A 20,198-nucleotide genomic window follows, 5' to 3' on the forward strand; every position below is an offset into this window, starting at 1 on the left:
GCTCAGCCGCCCTTGAGCGCGGTGCGGATCTCCTCCAGGAGGCCCGGCATGGCCGCCTCCACCTGCTCCAGGACGAAGTCGAAGCCGTCGAGGCCGCCGTAGTAGGGGTCGGGGACGTCCAGGTCGGGGCCCGCGTCCGGGTCGAACTCGCGCAGCAGCCTGATCTTGGCGTGGGCCTCCTCGTCCGGCGCCATCGACCGCAGCGCCCGCAGGTGCCCCCCGTCCAGCGCCAGGATCAGGTCGTAGCGGCCGAACCAGCCCTCCTCGAACTGCCGCGCGATGTGCGCGGACCGGTAGCCGGCCCGCCGCAGCGTCTCGACGGTCCGGGAGTCGGCGTCACCGCCCACATGCCAGCCTCCGGTACCCGAACTGTCCACCTCGACGTCCAGGCCCTCTTCCTCGACGTGGTGGCGCAGAACCCATTCGGCCATCGGTGAGCGGCAGATGTTGCCGGTGCAGACGAACGTGACTCGGTACGACATGCCTCCATGATGGCCGACCCCGCGACGGCACGGCCTTGATGGAAAGAACGCGGCCCCCGACCGTCGCCGGTCGGGAGCCGCGCCTGGGGTGGGTCAGCGCTGGACGGCGTTCAACGCGTCCACGATGCCGTTGCCGAAGAAGCCGTTCTGCCCCTTCGACCCTTCACAGGTCTGCGTCGAGGTCTGCTTCACCCACTCGCCGTCCACATTGCGGTACCAGACGTACTCGACGGTCCGGGGGCTCGGGCATTCCTTGGCGGTCGCGGTGCCGCGCAGGACGCCCTCCACGTGGCGCGGGCTCATGGTGAGGCCGCCGTGCCGCCGGTCCCGGTGCCCATACTTGCTGACGATGAGCGCGGCGACGCCGACGGCGTGCGGCGACGCCATCGAGGTGCCCTGGATCGACTGGTAGTAGGCGCAGTCGTCGCCCTCGCAGCTGCGGATGAGGTACGGCACCTTCGGCGTCCCATCGGCGTTCAGCTCGCCGCGGGCCTTCGCGAGACGCTCGGGGTAGGCGGCCCAGATGCCGGCGCGGTCGTCCGGACGCTGGTCCGGCGTGTCGACCTTGTCGCCGCCGGGCGCGGCCACCGCGACGTAACCGTCGCCGAAGCTGCTGTAGTACGACTTGCGGCCGCTCGGGCCCGTCGACGACACCGGGATGACGTGGTCGCCCTCGGACGGCATCGACACGCAGCTCGCCGGGATCGTCCGCTCGTACGGCTCCTCACCCGGCGTGGACGGGAAGTCGGGGCTGCCGGAGTCGGTGTTCGTCTTCGTGTAGTCGACGAAGTCGTTGCCCGCGGCGGAGATCAGCGTGACGCCCCGCTCGTGCGCGAAGTCCAGCGCGCGCTGCGTGGCCTTGATGATGGTGCGCTGCTCCAGCTGGGCCTCGGGGCTGTCGGCCGGGTTGTTGCCGCAGTTCCAGAGCCACGGGTCCACGTAGTACGACATGTTGACGACGTCGATGCCGTGCTTGGCCGCGTACGTGAGGCCGTCGACGGTCGGCTGCAGGAAGAAGTAGCCGGAGTCCTGCCCGACGCGCAGGTTGACGAGCGACACGTTCGGGGCGACGCCCGCCATGCCGATCCCGTTGCGGGGCGACGCGATCGTGGACGCGACGTGCGTGCCGTGGTCGTTGTCGTCCCAGTCGTTGGGGTCGACGCACGACGTGAACTCGCAGGGCCCGTCGACCTCGTTGCCGTTGGCGTCGGTCGGGATGTCCTTGGTGAAGTTGCGGCTGAGGCGTCGGTTGAAGTTCGCCTTGATGTCGGGGTGGTCGCCGTCCACGCCCGTGTCGAGGATGCCGACCAGCACGCGCTTGTCGCCGGGCTCCTTCTTGTACGAGCCGTCCGCCGTCGCGTGGATCTGCTTCATGTCCCACTGCAGGTCGGCGAGCGGCTCGGTGTCCTTGGACGGCTTCCCGGTGAGGGACACCTTCGCCTTGGTCCCGACGGTCTCCTCGACCTTCGCGGCCTTCTTCTTCGGCTTCTTCGGCGCCTTGCCGATGATCCGGTTGTGCGCGACGCCCTCCAGTGCCCTTTCGCGCATCGCGGCGCGGATGAACTCCGGATTGTCCGAACGGACGGTCGCGACGCCCACGTCACGGTTCTCGTGGACGACCTTGCCTCCGGCCTCTCTCACCGCGTGGTGAGCTCTGCCTGGTGAGACGCCCTCCTTGTAAAGGACGACGTACTCCGACACCTCACCCTTCGGTTGTTCGGGATTCGGTGCCGCTGACGCTGGGAACGCGAGGGCCGTCACTGTGGTGACGGCGCACGCGGCGGAAATCAAGGCTCGCCGCAAAGCAGACCTCCTGGCCGTTGGGGGGATAGCCCGGGTCGGTTGTTGATCAGCCACGCGACGTTACTCGCGTTGTTGTTGAGAGTCGTGTACGAGAATGTAACGAATGAGCAGAGCTCCTGTAAGGCCCCTTATCACCCGGTGCGCAACGCGAGGGTGAGCGCCTCCACGGCCAGCAGGGGGTTGACGTTCGCGTCCAGCCGCTCCCGGCACGCCATGATCGCGTCCAGCCGCCTGAGGGTGTCCTCGGGACGCCCGCCGCCCGCCGCCGTCCGCAGCTCGGGGCCCAGTTCGGTGTTCACGAGGTCGCTGCCCGCCCCCAGCTGAAGCGTCAGCACGTCCCGGTAGTAGGACGCCAGATCGAGGAGCGTCCGGTCGAGCGCATCGCGTTTGACGCGCGTCGCGCGCGACTTCTGCCGGTCCTCCAGCTCCTTGAGCGCACCCGCCGTCCCCCGCGGCATCCGTCCCTTGGCGCTCTCACCGAGGGCCTGCCGCAGCGCGGACGTCTCCGTCTCGTTCAGCTCCTCCGCCTGCGTCTTCGCCTCCGCCTCGGCCGCCTTGACCAGCGCCTCCGCCGCCATGACCGCCGGGCCCACCGACGTCAGCCGGCGCGGGACCGCCAGCACCTCCGCGCGGCGCCGCCGCGCCTCCGGGTCGGTCGCGAGGCGCCGCGCCCGGCTGATGTGCCCCTGCGCCGCCCGCGCCGCCACGTCCGCGGTCTCCCGGTCGACGCCGTCCCGCAGGACGAGGACGTCCGAGACCGCGGCGATCGGCGGTGTCCGCAGCGTCACCAGCCGGCACCGCGACCTGATCGTCACCAGCAGGTCGTCCGGCGACGGCGTGCACAGCAGCCACACCGTCCGCGCCGGGGGCTCCTCGATCGCCTTCAGCAGCGCGTTCGCCGCCTGCTCCGTGGCACGGTCGGCGTCCTCGAACAACACGACCTGCCAGCGGCCCATGCTCGGCGACGACGCCGCGCGCAGCACCAGCGCGCGGGTCTCCTTCACCCCGTACGACAGGCCGGCCGGGCGGACGACCTCCACGTCGGCGTGCGTGCCCTGGAAAACCTGGTGGCAGGACGCGCAGTGCCCGCAGCCGCGCGGCGTCTCCTCGCACTGCAGCGCCGCCGCGAACGCCCGCGCCGCCGCGGACCGCCCCACCCCGGGCGGTCCCGTGAACAGCCACGCGTGCGCCAGGCCGCCGCCCGTCCCGCCGGCGGCCGACGACAGCTCGGCCACGACGGGTTCCTGCCCGACCAGGTCATCCCACACGCTCATGGGAAAGAGGCTAGCCGGGTCAGAAGTCCCGGATGGCCGGGAAGGTGCTCGTGGCGTCCTCGGTGCCGGCGGGCACGGGGTCGGGGAGGATCTCGCGGATGCGGTACTGGATCTCGCGGCTCAGCTCGCCCTGCGCGCGGCTCGCGTCCAGGATCAGGTAGCGGTCCGGGTCGGCCTCGGCGAGGGCGTGGAAACCGGCGCGGACACGCTCGTGGAAGTCCTGCGACTCCGACTCGATGCGGTCGGCGGGGGCCGACAGCCGGTTCAGGCCCGTCTGCGGCGGCACCTCCAGCAGGACCGTCAGGTCGGGGACGAGACCGCCCGTGGCCCACGCGTTGACGCGGGCGATGTCCTCGACGGCCTGCTGCCGCCCGAAACCCTGGTAGGCGAGGGACGAGTCGACGTACCGGTCGCTGACCACGATCGCGCCGCGCTCCATCGCCGGCTTGATCACGTTGGCGACGTGGTCGGCGCGGTCGGCGGCGTACAGGAGGGTCTCGGCGCGGTTGGACAGGCCGGTGGTGTCGCGGTCCAGCAGCATCGCGCGCAGCCGCATACCGATCTTGGTGGCGCCGGGCTCGTGCGTGGTGACGACGTCGTAGCCGTGGTCGCGCAGCCAGATCGCGGCCAGCCGCGCCTGGGTGGTCTTCCCGGCGCCCTCACCGCCCTCGAACGCGATGAACACGCCGCGCTCGCGGTGGGCGGGCTGCTGCGGAAGCGCCGCGGCCTGCTCCGGCAGCGTGTAGATCTCGCCGTGCAGGGCGGCGCGCAGGTCGGGGACGAGGGGGATGCCGCGCCGGTCGTCCAGCCGCCGGTACGCGACGAGGCTCGTCAGCAGGGCGAGGACGGCCGCGCCGAGCAGCGCGATGCCCGGCCCGTCGATGTCGTAGACGCCGCCGCCGAGTTCGAGGCGGTGCGAGCCGGCCGCACCGGCGATCAGCGGGACGGCGGCGACCGTGACCACCGAGGTGACGAGGACGACCGACCGCAGGTAGGCGGACGGGCGGGTGTCGTCCGGCGCGTCCGGGTCGGTGACCGCGGCGACGCCGTTCGACCAGGCGGCCCCGGCGAACATCCCGAGGAACGCCGTCATGAACACGACGACGACGAGGTTCTGCACGAGCGCGATGACGATCAGCGTGAGCGCGGCGGCGATCACCGCGAGGCCGAGCAGCCGGCGGCGGCTGAACGGGACGAGGGCGCGCGGCCCGAGGAACATCCCGAAGCCGAGCCCCAGCGTGAGCCCGGCGAGGACACTGCCGTAGCCGGCGTCCCCGCCGCCCAGCCCGCCGGTGTGCACCCGGGCGACGGCGACGACCGCGCCCGCCGTCAGGGACACCGCGGCGACGGCGATGCCGAGACCGCGCGCGGCGGCCGTCCCCGGCCCCTGGAAGATCGACTTCAGCGGCGCGGGGACGGGGTTCGGCCACGTCGCCGGGATCTCGGGGATCATCGCGACGGCGGCGGCGGAGACGAGGAACACGGCGCCGGTCACGTACAGGGCGAGGTCGGCGCGGGAGCCGCGGCCGAGCGTCCCGTCCGCGATCAGCGCGAGGACGGCGAACAGCAGCGCCGCGACCGGCGCCGGGCCGAACAGGACACGGGTCGCGGACCGGCGCGCGGCGGCGCGCTGGTCCTCGTCCGGCGCCATCGCGGGCAGTGCCGCACGCGCCGCCGGCGTCCACAGCAGGCTCAGGCAGGCGACGAGGAACGCGGCGGCGAACGTCCACGGCAGCAGGTCCACGAGCGGCACCGTCACGACGACCACCAGCCGCAGCACATCGGCGATGATCAGCATGAGCCGGCGGTCGGCGCGGGCGGCCAGCATGCCGCCGAGCGGTGCGAGCAGCACCGCCGGCAGCAGGAGCAGCGCCAGCACGCCGCCGACCGCCTGCGCGCGCGTCGCGGCGTCGTCGTCGCTGGTCAGAGATACGGCCGTCGCGGTCAGTGCCGGGACGGCGAGCCACAGGCCGAGGCCGGACAGCGACAGTGCGAACCGGAGCCGCCGCAACGGCCCGATCGACGAATGTGACGAAACGCCCGGCGGCGGTGACGCTGCGGGGTGCGGCCGGGGTGCGCCCGTTCTGGTCATGTCGGTCAGGGTATCGGCGTGGATGTCCCTATGAGCCGGACTTTGCGGAGGTTCGGCGGCGCGTTGTGGTCTTCTTCGCCGGCTTCTTCTTCCCGCCACCCGCGGCCACCTTCTCCCGCCGCTCAGCGAGCAGCTCCGCCGCGCGCTGGATGGTGATCGACTCGACCTCGTCGCCCTTGCGCAGGCTCGCGTTCGTCTCGCCGTCGGTGACGTACGGGCCGAACCGGCCCTCCTTCACCACGACCGGCTCCCCGCTCGCCGGGTCCTTGCCCAGCTCCCGCAGCGGCGCGGCCGCCGCGGCGCGGCGCCCGCGCTGCTTCGGCTGCGCGAACAGCTCCTTCGCCTGCTCCAGCGTGACGGTGAACAGATCCTCCTCCGAGGCGAGCGAACGGCTGTCGGTGCCCCTCTTGATGTACGGGCCGAACCGCCCGTTCTGCGCGGTCACCGGCTCGCCGTCCAGCTCACCGAGCGTGCGCGGCAGCGACAGCAGCTTCAGCGCGTCGTCCAGCGTGATCGTGTCGAGCGACATCGACTTGAGGAGCGAACCGGTCCGCGGCTTGGCGGCGGCGGCCTTCTTCGTCCGCTTCTTCTCCCCCTCGGCGGGTGGGGCCGCCTCGGGAAGGAGTTCGGTGACGTAGGGGCCGAACCGTCCCGACTTGGCCACGATCGTGTGCCCGGTCTCCGGGTCGGTGCCGAGTTCCCGGTCGCCGGACGGCTGCGCGATCAGCTCCTCGGCCTTCTCGGCGGTCAGTTCGTCCGGCGCGATGTCGTCGGGGATGTTGACGCGCTCGCCGTCCCGGTCGAGGTAGGACCCGTACCGGCCGACCCGGACCATGATGTCGGAGCCCTTGATCGGGAAGGAGCTGACGCCCTTGGCGTCGATGTCGCCGATGTCGCCGACCAGCTCCTTCAGGCCCTCCTCGCCGTTGTCGCCGAAGTAGAACCTGGACAGCCAGGGGATGCGCTCCGCCTCGCCGCGGGCGATCTCGTCGAGACCGTCCTCCATGTGGGCGGTGAAGTCGTAGTCGACCAGGTTGCCGAAGTGCAGCTCCATCAGGTTGACCACGGCGAACGCCAGGAACGACGGGACGAGCGCCGTGCCCTTCTTGAACACGTACTCGCGGGCCAGGATCGTCCCGATGATCGACGCGTACGTCGACGGGCGCCCGATCTCCCGCTCCTCCAGCTCCTTGACCAGGCTGGCCTCGGTGTAGCGGGCCGGCGGGCGGGTCGAGTGGCCCTCCGCGTCCACGGCGTTCGCGGTCAGCGGGTCGCCCTCCGCCAGGTTCGGCAGCCGCCGCTCCTGGTCGTCGCGGTCCGTGGACGGGTCGTCCGCGGACTCCACGTACGCCTTCAGGAACCCGTAGAACGTGATCGTCTTACCGGTCGCGTTGAACTCGGCCCGCTCGTTCCGTGTCGACAGGCCCGTCACGCGGATCGACACCGACTGGCCGACCGCGTCCTTCATCTGGGACGCGATCGTCCGCTTCCAGATCAGCTCGTACAACCGGAACTGGTCACCGGACAGGCCCGTCTCCCCCGGCGTGCGGAACGTGTCGCCCGCAGGGCGGATCGCCTCGTGCGCCTCCTGCGCGTTCTTCACCTTGGACGCGTAGACGCGCGGCTTGTCCGGGACGTACTCGCCGCCGAACAGCGCCGCCGCCTGCCGCCGCGCCGCCGTGATCGCCGTCTCCGACAGCGTGATCGAGTCGGTTCGCATGTAGGTGATGAAGCCGTTCTCGTACAGCTTCTGCGCCACCGACATCGTGTACTTCGCGGAGAAGCTCAGCTTCCGGCTCGCCTCCTGCTGGAGGGTCGTCGTCCGGAACGGGGGATACGGCTTGCGCGTATAGGGCTTGCGCTCGACGGACTTGACCTCGTACGGCCGTCCCCGCAGCCGCTCCGCCAGGCCCCGCGCCGCCTCCTCGTCCAGGTGCAGCACGTCCCGCGACTTCAGGGTGCCGTCCGACGCGAAGTCACGGCCCTGCGCCACCCGCTTGCCGTCCACGGACAGGAGCCCGGCCTTGAAGACCTTCGGCTCCTCCGCCTTGCCCGTGTCGAACTGCGCGGCGATGTCCCAGTAGTGGGCCGGGACGAACGCGATCCGCTCCCGCTCCCGCTCCACGACCAGCCGCGTCGCCACCGACTGCACCCGGCCCGCCGACAGCTTCGGCATGACCTTCTTCCACAGGACGGGGCTGACCTCGTACCCGTAGAGCCGGTCCAGGATGCGGCGCGTCTCCTGCGCGTCCACCAGCCGCATGTTCAGCTCACGCGGGTTCGCGGCGGCACGCTGGATCGCGTCCTTGGTGATCTCGTTGAAGACCATCCGGTGCACGGGGACCTTCGGCCTCAGGACGTCCTGGAGATGCCAGGCGATCGCCTCGCCCTCCCGGTCCTCGTCCGTCGCGAGGTAGAGCTCGTCGGCCTCGGCGAGCAGCTTCTTGAGCTTCTGGACCTGCTGCCGCTTGTCGGCGTTGACCACGTAGAGCGGCTCGAACCCGTGCTCGACGTTCACGCCGAGCTTGGCCCATGACTCGCCCTTGTACTTGGCCGGTACCTCCGAGGCGCTGCCCGGGAGGTCCCGGATATGGCCGATACTGGACTCCACGATGTACCCACGACCCAGGTACCCCGCGATCGTCTTCGCCTTCGCGGGCGACTCGACGATCACCAGGCGGGTACCGGCGCCGTTGCCCCGGCCACTGTTCGCGGTGCCGTTCTTGGCTGGCACAGTCGCTCCAACCTCGCTGTCTTGGTCCTGTTGCCTTACACGGGCTCTTTCATACCGGCTTGCTACAACGTCAGATGAGGGCGCGTTCATGCCCGCGGGTCATTTCCGCCGCCTCACCGCCGTCGTTCCGCCCCGGGGGCGGGATTCTCACCGCCGCGCGCCCCAGACAGGATGACATGCCGCCGGGCGCCGCGCGGACCGGGTCGCCACCGTACGGTGCCGCACCCCCGGTAGACCAAGTAATAATGGTCGCAATGGCGGAGTACACCTACCTCGTCCTGTCACTGCCCCGCGGCACCACCCGTGATACCGCCCGGCAGATCTTGACCGAGCACGCGGAGCGCGGCGGCTGGGAAATCGATCGGTTGCGCCTCTACCCAGACGGCCGCCGCCGTATTCAGCTCCGCCGTAAGGTCATCCGCGCGGTCCGCACGTTCTGAAACGTTCTGACGCCGTCCCCGCCGCCCGGAGCGTAGCACTACGTACGTTCCAAATGACGCAACGTGAACGTATTGCCTGGTGACAGGCCAGGTGACAGGGCCGAACAACCTGGCCTGGATGACAGGGCTTCGCCCGTCCCGGGGGACCGCGCCGTCCGGGACGGGCGAAGCGTCTCGCTCACCGCCGCGCCGCCGGCGCACCACGCCGCGGCGGCCTCAGCCCTTCAGCGGCGCCCGAACCTGATCCCGCGGGCCGGCCGCGACACCCCGGCAGCGAAGGCCAGCAACGCGGCCAGGCCGAACGTCCACGTCGTCCCGGCCGTGGGCTCAGGGCCGATCGTCTCCTCCGCCGCGACCTGCCGCACCGGCCCGATCACACCCGCACCCGGCGTCGATGGCCGGGCGTTCCTCGCGGGCAGGCCGGTCACCGTGAACAGGCCGTCGGCCACGTTCAGGCCGCCGACTACCGGGGCGCCATCGGTGGCGGGGAGGGGCTCGCCGGTCGCCCGGTAGTAGGGGTGGTAGCCGCCGTGGCCCGATCCGTCCTGACAGAGGGCGAACGCGAGGCCGACCGCGGCGGCGGCGTTGCCGCACACCTCCGCGGGTGCCGTGACCGGCGCGTTGCCCTGGTTGCCGGCGAGAATCCCGGCCGTCCCGGACGTGTGCTGGTCGCCGCCCGAGCTGCTGCGGACGTGGGCGCCGCCCTCGCAGAACGCCCCCGCCTGCCCGACGAGCGCCGCGGCGTTGCCGCACGCGGTCAGCGGGACGCTGATCGGGGCGTTGGCCTGGTCGCCCGCGAGGACGCCGAAGTCGCCGCCGGTCGCCTGCCCGCCCGTCCGGTGGCCGCCGTTGCGGACGGACGCGCCGCCCGCGCAGGCAGCCGCCGCCGCGCCGCCGACCGCGTTCCCGCAGATGTCGACGGGAATGGAGATCGGCAGGTTCGCCTGGTTGCCGCCGCCGGCGCCGAACACGCCGGACGTCTCCTGTCCGGCCCCGGTGCTGCCGCCGTTCTTGACGCCGGCGCCGCCCTCGCAGCCGGCCACCGCGTCACCGGCGATCGCCACCGCGTTCCCGCACACGTTGACGGGAGCGGAGACCGGCGCGTTGACCTGGTTGCCCGCGATGACGCCACCCGTCCCGTCGGTGACCTGGCCGCTCTTGCCGCCGCCCTTGACCTTCGCGCCGCCGTCGCAGCCCGCGTCCGCGTACCCGAGCACGCCGGCGCCGTTGCCGCAGACGTTCACCGGCAGGGAGACGGGGGCGTCGACCTGGTTTCCGGAGGCGACGCCGTGTTCACCGGACGTCTCCTGCCCGGCACCGTCGCGCTCGCGGATCTCGGTGCCGCCGCGGGACGTGGCATACGTGGTACCGAGCAGGGAGGCGCCGTTGCCGCTCACGTCGACGGGAGCGGAGACCGGTGCGTTGACCTGGTTGCCGCTCAGGATGCCGCCGGCGCCGCTCGTGACGTCGGCGAAGGCGTTGGAGGGGACGGCGGTGACACCGAGGGCGACAAAGCCCGCGGCGAACACCGCTGCACGTGATGTGCCTTTTGCGCGCGTTCGCATGATGCTCCGTTCATTAAAGGGGGAGACGCACGGTTTCTCCGGTGCGTCGTGAGATCTGCCGTGCGGAGGGCACGGCGAGTGACCGGACGGGCGCGCCCGAGCCGCACGGGCGCGCGTCCGGAGCCTGTGATCAGGTGTTAGTCAGGCGCGAAGGACGGCTCGTCGGCGGCGGTGCGGACGGCCGGGGGAACGCCATCGAAGACATGCGCATCTGATGCGCGGGGCAGGGTCGGTGCCCACGCGACGACGTTCGGGAATCCCGCCGTCGAACCGTGCGGGGAGGAAGCGCCGGACGCCGAATTGCCGTCCGGCCGGTCGTGCGCCTGGAACGGCTGATGCCGATCGACCCGCTGCGACACGTGGCCGACGGCCGGAGCCGACTGAGCGACCTTGGAAACCGCCCGCGCGCGCTCATGCGCCACGGGCACCGGATCGGTCGCGGAAACCGCCGGAACACGGGCCGTGTGACGGGCCTTGTGCGCGATTTCTCGAACGTCCGGGACCTCCGGAGGGGGCGACGCGTCCGGCGTCGCCTTCTCGTCCTCCGGCGTCTTCACGTCTTCCGGCGTCTTCGCCGCCACGGCCCGCACGACCCGGCGCACCGGTTCGTGCCGGTGGACGGTCTCGACCGCGTCCCCGAGCACGGGCGTCGTCGCGACGACCCCCGCGACGGGCCTCTCCTCGGCATGTGCGGACTGCGCCGCACACCCGAGGAGCCAGCCCGCGATCAGCAACCCGCCGAGGACGAGCAGCCGCCGGCAGGCCCGTCCGGCGACGACGCGGCGCAGCCGGACGGAATCCCCCCGAAGCCGCGCCGCGCCACCCACCACCGGACACCCTCCGCTGCCGCCACACCATCTTCAACGAACGGTGACGATACCACCACGGAGCGCATTGGCAATGGCAAATTCAGGAGCGGTCGAGGAATTTGTCGAGGACCCTGACGCCGAAACGCAGACCGTCTACGGGAACGCGCTCGTCGACCCCATGGAACATTCCGGAAAAGTCCAACTCTGGGGGCAATTTCAGCGGCGCGAAGCCGAAGCACCGCATGCCCAGCCGCGCGAACGACTTGGCGTCCGTCCCACCGCTCAGGCAGTACGGAACCGGCAGGGCACCTGCGTCCTCCGAGGTCAGCGCCGCCTCCATCGCGGCGACGAGCGCACCCTCATAGTCCGTTTCCATCGCCTGGTCATGGTGAACGAAATCCCGCTGAACGTCCGGCCCGAGAAGTTCGTCCACTACCGCGAAGAACTCCTCCTCATATCCGGGAAGGAACCGTCCATCTACCTGTGCGGTGGCACTCTGCGGAATGACATTCGTCTTGTATCCGGCGTCCAGCCGTGTCGGGTTGAGCGTGTTCCTGAGCGTCGCCCCGATCATCCGCGCCAGCGGCCCGATCTCCTCCAGGCACTTCTCCGGCCGCTCCGGATCGAACTCCACCCCGTACGCCGTGCACGCCCGCTCCAGAAAGGCCCGCACCGACTTCGTCAGCCGCACCGGAAACTCGTGCGACCCCAGTCTCGCGACCGCCGCCGCCACGGCCGTCACCGCGTTGTCCGGATGCACCATCGACCCGTGCCCCGCGGTCCCCCTGGCGGTCAGGTTCATCCAGGCGATGCCCTTCTCCGCCGTCTCGATGAGGTACATCCGCCGGTCCCCGGGCACCGTCAAACTGAACCCGCCGACCTCTCCCACGGCCTCGGTGCACCCCTCGAACAACTCCGGATGCTCCCTCACCAGCCACTGCGCCCCCCACTTGCCCCCGGCCTCCTCATCGGCCAGGAAGGCCAGTACCACGTCCCGCGGCGGCCTGCGCCCCTCCCTGAGCCGCTGCCGCACAACGGCCAGGATCATCGCGTCCATGTCCTTCATGTCCACGGCCCCGCGACCCCAGACGCACCCGTCCGCGATCTCTCCCCCGAACGGGTCGTGCGTCCAGTCCTCCGCCCGCGCCGGCACCACGTCGAGATGCCCGTGCAGCAGCAACGCGTCCCGCCCGCGGTCCTCCCCCTCGATCCGCGCCACGAGACTGGCCCGCCCCGGATGCGACTCGAAGATCCGCGACTCCACCCCGACCTCGTCGAGCTTTCCCGCGACATACTCGGCCGCCGCCCGCTCCCCCGGCCCCGAGTGATCACCCGGGTTGCTCGTGTCGATCCGGATCAGCTCCTGGCAGAGCCGGACGACCTCGTCCTCAGCGGTCGGCTGCTGGCCCACAGTGATCACCTTCGCGCCTCGCGTCCTCACCTGTCGGCCCCCATGGTGCCCCGTCGATCGACTTCGCCGCGACTCGTCTCCTTTGGTATGGTGAACCGGCCGCAGCCACGCTGCGGCCTGCAACCGGTCCGGGTGGCGGAATAGGCAGACGCGCTAGCTTGAGGTGCTAGTGCCCTTTACGGGGCATGGGGGTTCAAGTCCCCCCTCGGACACAAACCATTAGCACATGTGGAAGTCGGGACCACCCTGGCTTCCACTAGTTGTTTCTGCGGGTAGTACATCATCTTCAGCCCGAGCTTCGCGTAGAGATCCGCCTTGTCGTCCGGGCAGGCGTGGACGACCGCGCGGGCGAGTTCGCCGGTCTGCTGCAGCAACTCCGCGAGTCCCTCGCTGGAGACCGCCTGGTCGGCGGGGATTGCGTTCAGCTCCCCCTTCAGCCGGGCGCGTTCCTGCTCGGTCTCGTTGATCCATGCCGCGACCTGGACGGCGTCCGCGCCCGCGTTGAGTGCGGCGCGGTACTGATTGAGGCGCTGGTCACAGCTGCCGAGCTGCTTGCGGAGCTGAGTGACGGCCGTGTTCTCCGTGACGTTGGCCTGCGCGGTCATCGCCTCGATCGTGGCCTTGATGCGGGTCGGTGAGAAGGCCGTGACGAGCCAGGTGTCGATGTCCTCAATGATCTCGGCCTCGCGCAGGTAGACGACCTTGGGGTGGACGACCTTGTTGGCGAGCGCGTACTCGGCCGGGAACCGGCACCGGTAGTACGCCTGGTCGTTGTTCCAGTTGCCCTGCATCTTCCGTTCGCAGTATCCGCACTGCAGGCACCCTCGGAACGCGTAGGGGCGCCGGGTCCGGTGCGGCTTGTGCGTCGCGGGCCCGTGCCCACGTGAGGCCAGGATGGCTTGGGCACGTTCGAAGTCCTCAACCGAGACGAGCGGTTCGTGGGCTTGCTGCTCAGACCAGACCCACTGGTCCCGGTCGTTCCAGCGCAGCTTGGTGGTGTGGCCGAGCGCGACATCGTTGACGTCGAGCAGGACCTCGTCCTTGCGCTGCTTGTTCCAGACCTGGCGGCCGGTGTAGCGCGGGTTGGTGATGATGACCCGCACGGCCGACTTCGACCAGGCCACCTGGATCCGGTGCTGGTTACGGGTCGGGTCGGCCGCCGACGGGGACGGGACGCCCTCACGGGTGAGTTCCTCGGCGATGTCGAAGATGCCCCGCCCGCCGATGAACTGGGCGAAGATCCACTTCACCACCAGCGAGTAGGCCGGATGCGGGATCAGACGGCGGAGGCGTTTGCCGTCAGCTGCCTTGGCCGGGTTGGGGTGGGGTCCGGCGTCGATCAGCTCGTATCCGTAGGGCGGGCGTCCGCCGAGGTAGCGGCCCTCGGTCGCGGTGATCGCGGCCATGGCCGAACGGACTCGGATCTTGATCCGGTTGCGCTCGCCCTTGGACAGGCCACCGAAGACGCCCATGATCATGTCGTGGGCTTCGTTGGCCGGGTCGATCGTGCCGCCGACCTCCGGTACCCACAGTGGCACCCGGAAGTGCTCGAACAGCGGGAACGTGAGCGAGTACTGGTTGCCGTAGAAGGCCCGGTGCGGCTCGCCCACAACGACCGCGTCGAAGTCACGGACAGGGTTCTTGAGCGCCTCGATCAGCGCGGAGGCTTGCGGGCGGCGGGCCCATGGGATCGAGCGGGACTTGTCGACGTCGAAGTACTCGGCGACGATCATTCCGCCCTTGGGCTCGACGAGGCCCGTCGCGCGGCGGAGCTGCCAGGCGCGTGATGCGGCTGGGTCCTGGTTGTCCTCGGTCGAGACCCGCCCGTAGAAGGCGAACCTCAACCCCTGCTGCTGGACGGCCGCCTGCGGCAGCGGCACATTCGACACTGTCATTCGTCGTTCTCCTGTTGGCGCTTGGGATCCGGGTCTGGGCGGGAGCGCGCGTCGAGCACAATCCGCAGCAGGACGCGAGCCGCGTCCGGTGTGAGCCGTAGTGGCTCATCCGGCGTCGAGACCCGGATCTGTCGTTTTCTCTTGTCCGGGGTGCTCATCGAGTGACCGCCCCGCCCGTTCCGGTGGCGCGGCCGAACCGGAATCGGCCGGTCGATCCAGCCCGACCTCGTTGGGCAAGGTCAAGCCACGTCAAGCCCGCGGGACTGCGCGGCGACCACATGCTCGGCGAGCAGTCCGGCTCCTCACCGGAACCACGCTGGAGCTTCACCAACCGCCTCCGGGACGCAGTTCGGTGCGTACCTGGAACAGCAGTAGGTCCTCATGGGCGGTGGCCATGGCAGGGATGCCGTGTTCGCGGAGGCGACGGGATTCGATCATCTGGAAGAACGAAGCGCGGGTGACGATCTGCCCGTCGCGGAGTCCGCACAGCAGGGCCGCGAACCGGTCGGCCAGAACCAAGCCGCTGCTTTCGGCAACGGTGATGACCTGGCCCGGCAGGTCAACAAGTTCGCCGGCGAGGCGGAAGGGGCGGACGGTGACGGCGATGACTCCGCCGGGGCGCAGCAGCGCCGCGCACCCGTTGAGGATCTGCCCGAATCCGGCGACGAGTTCGGCGGTCGGGCGGTGGGCGAGGTTGCGGCGGTCGGTGGAGTAGCGGTTGTGGGACTTGTCGATCTTTCCGCCGCCGTTGTCTCGGCTGGTGCATACCTGCCCGTGGGTGGTCGCCCCGTAGGGAGGCGAGGTCAGCACCAGCGCGGCGGTGCCGGCCTGCTCGGCGAGCGCGGTGGCGATGTTGCGGGCGTCGCCGTGGACGACATGCCCGCTGCCGATGGCACCTTGGGCGCGGGCGTGGCAGAGGTTGCCGGCGGCCATCTCCGCGAAGTGCGCCTCGTACTCCATCCCGATGGCGTGGCGTCCCTGGTGGACGGCTTCGACCAAAGTGGTTCCGATGCCGCACATGGGGTCGATCACCAGGTCGCCGGGCTCGGTGTAGGCGGCGATGACCTGGGCGGCGATCGCGGGAAGCATCTTGGCCGGGTGCGTCATCGACTCGGGCGTGTAGCGGCCCTTGCGCTGGAGGCGTGAGGGCTGCTGCCCGGTGAGCAGCACGGACGCGAGCCTGCGGGTCTCGGTGTGGGAGCTGGTGTTCATCGGTCACCTTCCTGGCCGCTGTTGCCCGGTCGCGTGAGGATGCAGATGTCAGCGTGGACGCGGGCCGCCGGTGGCAGGGCCCGGGAGCGTATGTCGCGGAGTTGCCCGAGGCTGCTCGGGCTGGCCTGGATAAGCAGGGTGTCGCCCTCGACCGGGACGCGGACGGCGATGATGTGCTGGCTGTAGCGGAACCCGGCCTTGCGGGCCTCGCGGATGATCGCCGGTGCGGGGTCGATGAGGTGCCCGTTGTGGTGTCGGGCGGTGGTCACGACGGCGAGGTGGCCACCGGGCCGCAGCACCCTGTAGGCGGCTGGCAGGAACGATCGAGCGTGGAAGGCACTGTTGGTCAAGACGTCCGACAAGCACGCCGGGCACGCACCCCGGGCCCGTGTCGCTTTCGCGTCGGTGGTGCGGCTGCCGACGGTGGGTGGTGCCGCGATGACCAGCGCAACTTGCCCGGAGTAGTCGGCCAGGCCGAGATGCATCTGGTCGGCGCGACAGGGCCGCATCACAACACGTACAAGGTGTTCGTGCGGAAGGTGGGCGCGTAGCTGCGCGCCGATGTGCTGGGCGAGCGGGAAGTGCGGGACGCAGGCGACGGCGCGCCGGTCGAGTTCGGCCGCCGCGCGCAGGGTGGCGGAGTTCGTGGTGAACGCCTCGGCGATGACGTCGCCTTCGCCGGTGGCGGTGGTGATGAGGTGGCGCGCGAGCCCGGAGCTGATGGTGCCCTGGTGCCGTTCGCAGGCGCGGGTGCGTGGTGCCCGGTGGGCGGGGCCCTGGCAGGGCTGCGCGTCGTGGGCGGGCTGGTCGGTGGTGTCGTCCGGGCAGAGCCAGACGGACAGCGGCAGAAGCTGCCGCGCGCTGCTGGCGGGTGTCGGGTTCGGCTTGTTGGTGCTGGTCATGTCGGGTGACCCGTGATGGTCGCCCGGTCCCCTGTCTCACCAAGTAACTGGACGGCGCCCTGCCTGATTTTGGACACGTCCAGCGCGATTTCCAGTCGGAGGTCACCACTCCGTCGCGCTGTCCAGCGGTGTTCGCCTGACTATGGAGTGTTCTGTGTACGCTCTGGAGCGTCGCGATCCCATCCCGCTAAGAGGTCCTAACGGAATGAGTCGCCAAGGACTCTGGACAGTGGATGGGCGTTGCCGGGACGATCATGGTCGTGGACCAGGGGGTGCATCTGCGGCTGGCTGAGCCGGATGATTACGGCCGCATCGTCGGTGTGGTGGATGACTGGTGGGGGCGGCCGATCAGGTCTATTCTGCCCCGGCTGTTCTTGGACCACTTCCATCGCACCAGCCTGGTAGTTGAAGACGGCGATGGCCTGGCGGGGTTCCTCGTCGGGCTCCTGTCCCATTCGATGCCTGACACCGCCTACATCCACGCCGTCGGCATCGCACCCCATCTTCGCGGTAACGGGCTGGCTCGTCGCCTTTACCAGCAGTTTTTCGATCTAGTTGCGGCCGAGCATCGCACGAAGGTCAAGGCAATCACCTCCCCGCAGAACTACGGTTCCATCGCCTTCCACACCGCGATGGGTTTCACGGTCATCGGCCCCGTCGCCGACTACGACGGACCCACGGTCGACCGCATCGTCTTTCAGCTCCAACTCTCCCCTGCGACAGGATGACGCACTGAACGCTTCGGGCGCACCTGCACAGTCCGGCAGGCAATCAGCGGGCGAGGCGTCGCCCGAGTCCCGCATTTCGGGAAGGAGCTGCTGTCAGGCGAACCACTGCTCGGGCAAGGTGGGCATCAGGGCATGGAGTGATTCCGAGGTGCGTCCGCGCAAGGTGAGGTTGGCGGCGGTTCCCGGACGTCGTCTCCCCCACGGATCGTTCTGCCACTCCTGCTCTGTCGTGACCATGGTGTGTTCGAGATGCACCAGGACCTCGGGGGCCAGGAACCAGCGATCAGGCGACATGGGGACGATCCAGTCGTAGCAGGGCACGACCGAGGACAGTGCCAGTTCCTCGAAACGGTCGGCCAGATCGGCGATCTGCTCCTGCCGGAGCTCGCCGTAAACGATCAGACGCTTGTCGTGCCACCAGTGTTCGCGCAGCACCAGATCTAAGAGTGCCACCGACAACCGATCGGTGAACGGTCGCAACTCAGAGTAGTCGTTCGTAGTCTGGAACGTCGGAGGGTCGTCCAGATGCATGTCTTCCAGGCGCACATAGCGCTCCCAGACCCCCTGATTCTCCGCCTGGTACATCAACGCCCGTAGGTCCGCATCGATGTCGAAGCGCTCGACCCCTATCAGGCGATGCATGAGGCTGCGGTCCGGATCGACGGATCCGACATACCGCCTGCTGAAGAGCAGCAACGCCTCCCTCAGCGACGCCGGAAGAGCGATCCCCAACCTCCGCTCAACCTCCTGTACCTCCCCCAGGGAGTACGCGTCCGGCCTGGCCAACGGAGTCGTCCACGCAGCGCAGTAGCGGGATATGAACCGAAACGCAGCATCGGCGTTCTCCAAGCCCGCAGCGAGTTCATCCACAAGATCAAACGGAGAGGACATGACCGGGATCCTAGGGACAGCGCATTTACCAGGAGCGGTATGGCCCGCTTCGGACACCTTAAGAAACGCGCTTCCTCCCCGTCTCTCCTCCTTGGTACGTAGTTGCCGGCCGCCGCCTCCACAGACAGGTCAACATGGCGGCGGCAGCACGGTGCTGGATCTGGCACGCCGAGCACTGCGGGGACTGTTGCTCCACGGGTGGCGCACCAGGACCGCACCGGCTCGCCTCGGAGTTTTGATCTTTCTTGATACAGCACCCTGCTCGGCGGTGTTCATGCAGGTCAGCGACGATCTCAACACATGTGTGCGTTTGACCTCAGGGCGCTGACAGCATGTGCACACGCTCAGCAGATCACGTTTTCGCAGGTCACAGCGATTTTGAGCAGATCATGAGCACATCGGGTCGAGGGTGCTTACTGATCATCTGCTCATGATCTGCACATGGGCTCTGCCGAGATGTCGGTGACCGCTTCACCGATCTCTCGGGGGTTTCCATGACCATGGCCAGCACCGTTACCGCCGTCCGTCCGGCCGACCGCTCCGACCGGCCGACCCGCCGTTCCGGTGCCGGGGTCGGGCACGTCTTGGACGTCGCGGAGGCGACGTTCGATCTGCTGACGCGCGGCCCGGCTCCGCTGTCGGTGGACGGCGCGGCGCTCGGGCACGGGCTGCCCGCCCGCGTGATCGCGCTGGACGAGGTCCGGGCGATCCTGCTGCACCCGTCCACCGGGCAGCAGGCCCGTGACGCCGTGTGGAGGGAGCTGGTGCTGCGCGCCCGCCACCAGGGCTCGTCCTGGGTCATGGGATGCGTCGGGGTCGCGCTGCCCGGACTGAAGGGGATCGTGCGCAACAGGCTGCGCGGCCTGGAGAGCGACCCGGGGGCCGGCACCTCACGGGTGGCCGGTGACCTGCTGTCGGCGTTCTGCGAGGCGCTGCACGATATCGACTTGGAGCAGCCCCGGATCTCGCAGCGGCTGGTGGGGCGGTCGGCCAAGGCCGTCCAGCGCGCCTACCACTGGCACGCGCAGGTGATCCCGGTGGACCCGTCCACGCTGGCGCGGGTCAACCCCGCCGACTCGTCGGAGGGGCACGTGGATCTGCTCCTGGAGTCGGCTGTCCGGCAGGACGTCATCACCTCGTTCGAGGCCGAGATCATCACTTTGACCCGGCTGGAGGGCGTGAACCTGGGCGACCTCGGCGAACGGCTCGGGATGTCTTACGCGGCGCTGGTGAAGCGCCGCAGCCGCGCGGAGAAGCGTCTGGTCGCCGCGATGCGCGACGGGGGTCTGCGGGACGACTTCGCATCGCTGATGTCCAAAACCGGGGTGTGAACGGTCCAGTTACTTAGTGAAAGAAACCCGGGGTTGGAGACGGGTTCGGGCCGGATGGTCACCCGGTCCCCATCCGTCAGACCGTTCGCCGAGTGCCCTTGCCGAAGGAGGACACCCGCAAGGCCTGGCCCGTCTTCGCCCCGTGGTTTCTCACCTTCTGACCGGTGTCTATCGCCGCCATTTCTGCTCGCTGCCTCGTCACATGCCTGGAGGGCTGCCCGTTGAGCATCCGTCCGTTGTCCGATCTTCTTCCGTCTCGTCGGCCTGAAGTGAGCCGGGGTCGTCTCGCTGCCGCGGTTGTGCTGTGGTGCGTGGGCATTCTGGTGTGCGGCCTGGTGATCGCCGCGACGCTGGCTTCAGCGGCCGAGGCAAACGTTACTTCCGCCCCGCCGGACAATGCCCGTCTTCAGGAGGTCATCTCCAACCTGCGCAATGTCATTGTCGGTCTGCTGGTCGCGCTGGCCACACTGTTCGCCACGATCGGCGGAGTCCGCTATCTGCTGGCCGGTGGCGATCCCGGCGAGGCCGAGGCGGGGAAACGCACGCTGCGCAATGCCGCCATCGGTTACGGCATCGCCGCGCTTGCTCCGATCCTGGTGCAGATCCTCAAGTACATCGTCGGGTCCTGA

16 protein-coding genes and 1 tRNA gene are annotated in these 20,198 nt (G+C 69.6%); 5 read left to right on the forward strand and 12 right to left on the reverse strand.

Translation table 11 applies throughout. The features are described 5' to 3' along the window. Window positions 1-2: 2 nt before the first annotated feature. The 5 genes from ACGFK0_RS17575 to topA form a co-directional block, all read right to left on the reverse strand. Window positions 3-482 carry a low molecular weight protein-tyrosine-phosphatase gene (locus ACGFK0_RS17575; RefSeq protein ID WP_392905926.1) on the reverse strand — a complete coding sequence of 160 codons (480 nt, stop codon included), beginning with the start codon at window positions 480-482 and terminating at the stop codon, window positions 3-5. A 93-nt stretch (window positions 483-575) separates the two neighbouring features. Beyond that, window positions 576-2,183, reverse strand: a complete 1,608-nt coding sequence (locus ACGFK0_RS17580; protein WP_392905928.1) for a S8 family serine peptidase — start codon at window positions 2,181-2,183, stop codon at window positions 576-578. Window positions 2,184-2,416: 233 nt separating this feature from the next. Continuing rightward, the gene (locus tag ACGFK0_RS17585; RefSeq protein WP_392905929.1) at window positions 2,417-3,559 is read right to left on the reverse strand and encodes a DNA polymerase III subunit delta'; all 1,143 of its coding nucleotides are present in this window, start codon (window positions 3,557-3,559) and stop codon (window positions 2,417-2,419) included. A 19-nt stretch (window positions 3,560-3,578) separates the two neighbouring features. After that, window positions 3,579-5,651 (reverse strand): dTMP kinase, encoded by a 2,073-nt coding sequence (gene tmk / locus ACGFK0_RS17590; protein WP_392905930.1) that lies wholly within the window; start codon window positions 5,649-5,651, stop codon window positions 3,579-3,581. A gap of 28 nt (window positions 5,652-5,679) precedes the next feature. Then, window positions 5,680-8,385: a type I DNA topoisomerase gene (gene topA, locus ACGFK0_RS17595; protein WP_392905931.1), complete on the reverse strand. Its 2,706-nt coding sequence runs from the start codon at window positions 8,383-8,385 to the stop codon at window positions 5,680-5,682. Between the two features lie 254 nt (window positions 8,386-8,639). Here topA and ACGFK0_RS17600 point away from each other — a divergent pair, with 254 nt between their 5' ends. Then, entirely contained in the window at window positions 8,640-8,825 is a 186-nt protein-coding gene (locus tag ACGFK0_RS17600; protein ID WP_021596264.1) for a DUF5703 family protein, read from the forward strand. Between the two features lie 224 nt (window positions 8,826-9,049). Here the strand turns inward: ACGFK0_RS17600 and ACGFK0_RS17605 are convergent, their stop codons facing one another. The 3 genes from ACGFK0_RS17605 to ACGFK0_RS17615 all read right to left on the reverse strand — a co-directional run bounded on the left by ACGFK0_RS17605 (window position 9,050) and on the right by ACGFK0_RS17615 (window position 12,619). Beyond that, on the reverse strand, window positions 9,050-10,354 hold the full coding sequence (locus tag ACGFK0_RS17605; RefSeq protein ID WP_392905932.1) for a chaplin family protein: 1,305 nt from the start codon (window positions 10,352-10,354) through the stop codon (window positions 9,050-9,052). 173 nt (window positions 10,355-10,527) lie between these two features. Then, complete coding sequence (locus tag ACGFK0_RS17610) at window positions 10,528-11,124, reverse strand: hypothetical protein (RefSeq protein WP_392905933.1); 597 nt, start codon at window positions 11,122-11,124, stop codon at window positions 10,528-10,530. 175 nt (window positions 11,125-11,299) lie between these two features. Beyond that, window positions 11,300-12,619, reverse strand: a complete 1,320-nt coding sequence (locus tag ACGFK0_RS17615) for a M20/M25/M40 family metallo-hydrolase (protein WP_392905935.1) — start codon at window positions 12,617-12,619, stop codon at window positions 11,300-11,302. 117 nt (window positions 12,620-12,736) lie between these two features. Here ACGFK0_RS17615 and ACGFK0_RS17620 point away from each other — a divergent pair. Beyond that, window positions 12,737-12,822, forward strand: a tRNA-Leu gene (locus ACGFK0_RS17620). Here the strand turns inward: ACGFK0_RS17620 and ACGFK0_RS17625 are convergent. The 3 genes from ACGFK0_RS17625 to ACGFK0_RS17635 form a co-directional block, all read right to left on the reverse strand. Beyond that, on the reverse strand, window positions 12,787-14,505 hold the full coding sequence (locus tag ACGFK0_RS17625; RefSeq protein WP_392905937.1) for a recombinase family protein: 1,719 nt from the start codon (window positions 14,503-14,505) through the stop codon (window positions 12,787-12,789). The genes ACGFK0_RS17620 and ACGFK0_RS17625 overlap by 36 nt on opposite strands. 324 nt (window positions 14,506-14,829) lie before the next feature. Continuing rightward, window positions 14,830-15,717, reverse strand: coding sequence for a TRM11 family SAM-dependent methyltransferase (locus tag ACGFK0_RS17630; RefSeq protein WP_392905938.1), 888 nt, complete (start codon window positions 15,715-15,717; stop codon window positions 14,830-14,832). Then, on the reverse strand, window positions 15,714-16,619 hold the full coding sequence (locus tag ACGFK0_RS17635) for a hypothetical protein (RefSeq protein ID WP_392905940.1): 906 nt from the start codon (window positions 16,617-16,619) through the stop codon (window positions 15,714-15,716). The genes ACGFK0_RS17630 and ACGFK0_RS17635 overlap by 4 nt, the downstream gene beginning before the upstream one ends. Window positions 16,620-16,852: 233 nt before the next feature. Here ACGFK0_RS17635 and ACGFK0_RS17640 point away from each other — a divergent pair, with 233 nt between their 5' ends. Then, window positions 16,853-17,347, forward strand: coding sequence for a GNAT family N-acetyltransferase (locus tag ACGFK0_RS17640; protein ID WP_392905942.1), 495 nt, complete (start codon window positions 16,853-16,855; stop codon window positions 17,345-17,347). Window positions 17,348-17,440: 93 nt separating this feature from the next. Here the strand turns inward: ACGFK0_RS17640 and ACGFK0_RS17645 are convergent, their stop codons facing one another. Next, window positions 17,441-18,238: a hypothetical protein gene (locus ACGFK0_RS17645; protein WP_392905943.1), complete on the reverse strand. Its 798-nt coding sequence runs from the start codon at window positions 18,236-18,238 to the stop codon at window positions 17,441-17,443. Between the two features lie 494 nt (window positions 18,239-18,732). Here ACGFK0_RS17645 and ACGFK0_RS17650 point away from each other — a divergent pair, with 494 nt between their 5' ends. Both ACGFK0_RS17650 and ACGFK0_RS17655 read left to right on the forward strand, forming a co-directional pair. Continuing rightward, entirely contained in the window at window positions 18,733-19,569 is an 837-nt protein-coding gene (locus ACGFK0_RS17650; protein WP_392905944.1) for a hypothetical protein, read from the forward strand. Window positions 19,570-19,880: 311 nt separating this feature from the next. Continuing rightward, window positions 19,881-20,198, forward strand: coding sequence for a pilin (locus ACGFK0_RS17655; RefSeq protein ID WP_392905946.1), 318 nt, complete (start codon window positions 19,881-19,883; stop codon window positions 20,196-20,198).

Source organism: Spirillospora sp. NPDC048823 (assembly GCF_043198445.1).
Taxonomy (GTDB): Bacteria; Actinomycetota; Actinomycetes; order Streptosporangiales; family Streptosporangiaceae; genus Spirillospora.

Excerpts from the sequence above, each read along its gene's own strand:
- ACGFK0_RS17575 (WP_392905926.1), bottom strand. The coding sequence starts at position 482 with ATGTCGTACCGAGTCACGTTCGTCTGCACCGGCAACATCTGCCGCTCA.
- ACGFK0_RS17585 (WP_392905929.1), bottom strand. The coding sequence starts at position 3,559 with ATGAGCGTGTGGGATGACCTGGTCGGGCAGGAACCCGTCGTGGCCGAG.
- tmk (WP_392905930.1), bottom strand. The coding sequence starts at position 5,651 with ATGACCAGAACGGGCGCACCCCGGCCGCACCCCGCAGCGTCACCGCCG.
- ACGFK0_RS17600 (WP_021596264.1), top strand. The coding sequence starts at position 8,640 with ATGGCGGAGTACACCTACCTCGTCCTGTCACTGCCCCGCGGCACCACC.
- ACGFK0_RS17625 (WP_392905937.1), bottom strand. The coding sequence starts at position 14,505 with ATGACAGTGTCGAATGTGCCGCTGCCGCAGGCGGCCGTCCAGCAGCAG.
- ACGFK0_RS17630 (WP_392905938.1), bottom strand. The coding sequence starts at position 15,717 with ATGAACACCAGCTCCCACACCGAGACCCGCAGGCTCGCGTCCGTGCTG.
- ACGFK0_RS17635 (WP_392905940.1), bottom strand. The coding sequence starts at position 16,619 with ATGACCAGCACCAACAAGCCGAACCCGACACCCGCCAGCAGCGCGCGG.
- ACGFK0_RS17640 (WP_392905942.1), top strand. The coding sequence starts at position 16,853 with ATGGGCGTTGCCGGGACGATCATGGTCGTGGACCAGGGGGTGCATCTG.
- ACGFK0_RS17645 (WP_392905943.1), bottom strand. The coding sequence starts at position 18,238 with ATGTCCTCTCCGTTTGATCTTGTGGATGAACTCGCTGCGGGCTTGGAG.
- ACGFK0_RS17650 (WP_392905944.1), top strand. The coding sequence starts at position 18,733 with ATGACCATGGCCAGCACCGTTACCGCCGTCCGTCCGGCCGACCGCTCC.